At 66.9% G+C, this 4,457-nt stretch carries 1 protein-coding gene; it reads left to right on the forward strand.

What is annotated here, in order from left to right:
• Window positions 1-514: 514 nt before the first annotated feature.
• Window positions 515-3,826, forward strand: coding sequence for an adenylate/guanylate cyclase domain-containing protein (locus tag AC1DY5_RS43340; RefSeq protein ID WP_478120588.1), 3,312 nt, complete (start codon window positions 515-517; stop codon window positions 3,824-3,826).
• The last annotated feature ends 631 nt before the right edge of the window (window positions 3,827-4,457 follow it).

A 4,457-nucleotide genomic window follows, 5' to 3' on the forward strand; every position in this document is an offset into this window, starting at 1 on the left:
TGGCCGGTCGGCGCATGTGGGAACAGCTGCTTGCGACGCTCCACGTCATAGGGGAAGCCACCGCAGGCCAATACAACGCCGCGGCGCACGCTAAGTCAAACTTGACGGCCTACAACCCGTGATTGGCTTCTTATCAGGCATGGAAAACTCTCGAGGAGAAGCGGTTCGATTGCGTCATGATCGGGGCCGGTGCTTGGCGAAGTCGTGATGACCGAGGGAGGACAACGCCGCATCCGGTCGTCTGCCGTCCAGGTGCGATGTCGCCGCAGCAGGCAGGTGTCGACGCTGGCTTGTATGACCATCCCGGCGGGCACTTCATGAATGTGTTCCGCGAGGATGATGCGTCCACGCCTGCGAAGAAGGCAGCACCTGCAAAGGCAGCCCGCAAGTCCCGTCCGGTCAGTCGCCAGAGCCCTCTTTGAAGCGTCCCGTGTTCGGCAAGTATGCATCCGAACCGCCGCAACTACGCCCTTCGGCCCTCGACACGGCGCGCGCCAGCGATGAAACTCGGCGAATGCAGTGTCCACAGTGTCGCCATCCCAGTGCGCAAGAGGCCAAGTTCTGCGAGGAATGCGGCACCGCGCTGCCACCCCAGTGCGCGAACTGCGGCCACGAGCTTGGGGCACTGGCCAAGTTCTGCAGCCAATGCGGTACGCCGACGCGGGTTGTCCCGCCTGCTCCCTCCCGGGCAGAGCCGCCGCGCCAGCTCTCGCGCGACGCCCCGGCGGCGCCTGACACTGACACGACGAGCGCGGATCGACGTCAGGCGGCCGTGCTGTTCGCCGACATCACCGGCTACACCGCGCTATGCGCGAGCAGCGACCCGGAGCAGATCCGGGAGATGCTCGGGCGTTTCTTCGATGCGATGGACGGGGTGGTCGAATCCCACGGCGGCCGCGTGATCGACCGGGCCGGCGACGCCGTCATGGCGGTCTTCGGCGCGCCGGTGGCCCATGGCAACGATGCGCAGCGAGCGCTGCATGCCGCGCTGGCGATGCACAGCGCGGCCACCGGCGTTCCGGACTGCCACGGCGTGCCGCTGCGGCTGCACATCGGAATCGCCAAAGGCGAGGTGGTGGCCGCGGTCATCAGCGGCGGCGGCAAGGCCAAGTACTCGGTCACCGGCGACGCGGTCAATCTCGCCGCCAGGCTCGATGCGCTGGCCCAGGCGGGCGAGACGCTGATTTCCGACGCGCTGTACCGGGAAGTCGCCGCTGGCGTCGAGGTGCAGGCGGCAGGCCACCAGGTGGTCAAGGGCTTCGCTGCGCCGATGGAACTCTGGCGTGTGCTCGGCCTGCGCCAAGCCCGTGGCGAACGCATGCCCTTCGTCGGCCGACAAGCCGAGCTGGGGCAGCTGGTCAGTGCGCTCGATGCCGTGCGCGAGACAGGCGTCGGTGCGACCGTGTTGGTGCGCGGCGAGGCGGGCATCGGCAAGTCCCGGTTGGTGGAAGAGTTCCGAGCGCGCGCTCGCGACCAGGGGTTCGACACGCCCTCGGGCCAGGTGCTGGACTTCGGCGTCGGCAAAGGGCAGGACGCCATCTCGACCCTGCTGAAGACGCTGTTGGCGGTGAACGCGGGCGACAACGAAGCCCAACGCGGCGCGGCGCTGCAGGCTGCCGCCGCGCGAGGCCTGGTGACCGACGACGACCTGTTGTTCGTCAACGAGTGGCTTGACCTGCCGCAGCCGAAACAGTTGGAGGTGATTTTTGAGGCGATGGACAACGCCACCCGGCTGCGACGCGCGAGCGAAGCGCTGAGTTCCCTGTTGCAGCGAGCCGCCGCGGCGCGTCCACAACTGGTGCTGATCGAGGACATCCATTGGGCCTCGCCGGAGTTGCTGCGGCAGGTGGCGGCGATCACCCGTGCGGCCGCGCGGGCGCAAATGATCCTGCTGCTCACATCGCGCATCGAGGGCGATCCGATCGACAAGGCCTGGCGGGCATCGATCCATGGCAGTGCCTTCATGACCATAGATCTGGCACCCCTGCGGCCGCAGGAGGCGCATTTGCTGGCTGGCGGGCTGGTCGAGGCGTCGAGCCGCTTTGCACTGATGTGTATCGAACGCGCGGAGGGCAACCCGTTGTTCCTCGAACAGCTGCTGCAAACCGCGCGCGCCGGCGAGACACCCGGGCTCGCGCCAGCCGTGCCGCCGACCATCCAGAGTCTGGTGCTGGAGCGCATGGACCGTCTCGCCGCGCCCGACCGCACCGCCTTGCAGGCCGCTGCGGTGATCGGCAAGCGCTTTTCGCTTCTCAACCTGCGCGCTGTCGCAAGCGAGCCGAATGCGAATTGCGACATGCTGGTGGCGGCCGACATCGTGCGCCCCGATGGCGCGGATTTTCTCTTCGCGCACGCCCTGATCCAGGAGGCTGTCTACGCGTCGACGCTCAAGAGCCGGCGCCGCGAATTGCATCAGGCCGCAGCGCGTTRGTTCGGCGACGACGATCCGGTGCTGCAGGCCGAGCATCTCGACCGGGCCGAGGACGCGGCGGCCGCGGCGGCCTACTTGCGTGCGGCGACCCAGGAGGCCGGGCGGTCGCGCTTCGAAAGCGCCCTGCGCCTGGCAGAGCGCGGCGGCACGCTGGCGGTCGACCCGGCGCGGGGCAACGCCGCGGTCGGCTGCGAACTCGCGTTGCTGTGCGGCGAGATGATGCGCGAGATCGGACGCTCGACCGAATCGATAGCCGCATTTCAGCGTGCGCTCGAACTGGCCGGCGACGACTTGCTGCGCTGCCGTGCTTGGATGGGCATCGCCGCAGGCTATCGCGTGACGGGCGAATTCGCGACTGCGATGCAAGCGCTCGGCGAGGCCCAGCCGATCGCCGAACGGCTCGAACTGACCATCGAGCGTTCGCGCATCCATCACACGCAGGGCAACCTCTATTTTTCTCAGGGCCGAATTGCCGAGTGCGACGCGCAGCATGCGCTCGCGCTGCAGTTTGCCGAGCAATGCGGCGACCCGGAAAGCCGAGCGCGGGCGCTCAGTGGCCTTGGTGACGCGCGCTACGCCCAAGGCCTGATGGCCAGTGCGCTCGACTACTTCAGACGCTGCGTCGCGCAATGCGAGGAGCAGATCCGCATCGCCGGACCCAACCGTTGCATGATCGGGCACTGTCTGTGGTACGCCAATCAGCTGGACACGGCCATTGCCGAGGCTCATTCGGTCTGCGAGGACGCGCAGCGCTTCGGCGTCGTGCCCGTGCGAGTCTTCGCACAGGCAACGCTGACCCAGGTGCTCACCGAGGCTGGCCGCTTCGTGGAGGCCAGCGCGTCAGTCGACAAGGCGCTCGTGCTCGCGAGGCTGGCCGGTTCGCGGCGTTACGAGGCGACCGTGTTGTACTTCTCCGCCGAGCACAAGCTGCGGCGGGGAGATCGCGAACGGGCCCGCAACGATCTGGAGCAGGCAGTCGCGCTCGCGCGGCAGACCGGCCTCGGATTCATCGGCGCCGCGCTCGAGGGGCGGTTGGCACGGGTGGCGGATTCCGCCGAAGAGCGGGCCGCGCACCTGGCAGAAGGCGAAGCCTTGCTGAAGGAGACCGGGCTCGCCCACAACTACCTCTGGTTCTACCGCGACGCCATTGAGGCCAGCCTCGCAGCCCGCGACTGGTCGTGCGCGCTGCGCGATGCAGGCTCGCTGGAGCGGATGTTCCATGTCGAAACCCTGCCCTGGGTCGAGCTGATGGTCGAACGGGCGCGCGCCATCGTCGCGGCGGCGGAGACGGCCAAGGACACCGCGGCCATGGCCCGGCTGCGCGAGGTTCGCGCGACGGCTGTTGCGGCAGGCAATGGCTGGGCTCTGGCGGCCATCGATCAAGCGCTGACGTAGCTGCCGTTTTCGATGGTCGAATCCCGGTGGGGAACCCGTTGATCACCGTCAACGGCTGCGCTGTATACCGCTGTTGACCGTCATTGCTCGACCAGCGGGAGGTGTTTGCCAAGCTGGCCAACGAAGAGACTGCATCAGGGGCGCTCGAAGCGTCGCGCCGCCGAGCGGTTCTCCATCAGCGCATGGCCTTGTTAGATGAATGACATAGGCTTCGCGCTCAAAAGTCAAAGTCGTCGCTCGCCTTCTGGGCTGAGCTGCTACCGGCGGCATCGGTCAGTTTGGCACGGCGAAAATCAACGGTTGCTAGGGCAGCGGGGCTGCATCAGGCGGATATCGACCGCAACGCCTGAGAAGGTCAGTATCGAATGCAGCGAGCGCGAGCAGAAACCCGATTTGCGCCTTCAGTTTTGCACAACGCCACCGCGCTCCGAAAGCGGGCTATCCGTGTGCGCCCCTCACGGCGCGGCGAACCGGCGCGCGTCGGTGGCAACGGCGCCAGTTCTCTGCAGTTGCGTGATCAGGCTTTCAGAAACACCCTGACGCGATTTGATCTTATTGATCGAAAAATGTATACATCGATCAAATAGCTCAAATGGAGTTCACGCCATGGGCAAATCCGCTTCTGCCACGC

It is taken from the genome of Variovorax sp. P4_D9 (assembly GCF_056401695.1).